The following is a 271-nucleotide window of genomic DNA, read 5'->3' as shown; positions in this document are numbered from 1 at the left end:
CAAGGGCGCGGGGATGCTCGCCCCGGGGCTGGCCACCATGCTCGTCGTGCTGACCACCGACGCGGACGTCGACGCTCCCGGGCTGGACGAGGCCCTGCGCGGCGCCGTCCGCACCACCTTCGACCGCGTCGACTCCGACGGCTGCATGTCCACCAACGACACCGTCCTCCTGCTCTCCTCCGGCGCCTCCGGGATCAGCCCTGACGCCGTCGCGTTCACCGAGGCCGTCCGTGAGGTGTGTGACGATCTGGCCCGGCAGCTCATCGGGGAC

1 protein-coding gene is annotated in these 271 nt (G+C 72.3%); it reads left to right on the top strand.

Translation table 11 applies throughout. The annotated features are described in order from the left end of the window. Positions 1-271, top strand: a 271-nt coding sequence (locus tag JNW98_RS35855) for a bifunctional ornithine acetyltransferase/N-acetylglutamate synthase (protein WP_223772418.1), incomplete at both ends; no start/stop codon positions are given.

Source organism: Streptomyces huiliensis (genome assembly GCF_020037025.1).
Lineage (GTDB): Bacteria > Actinomycetota > Actinomycetes > Streptomycetales > Streptomycetaceae > Streptomyces > Streptomyces huiliensis.
Note: the sequence above shows the minus strand (reverse complement) of the source record. Positions and strands in the feature narration are given on the sequence as shown.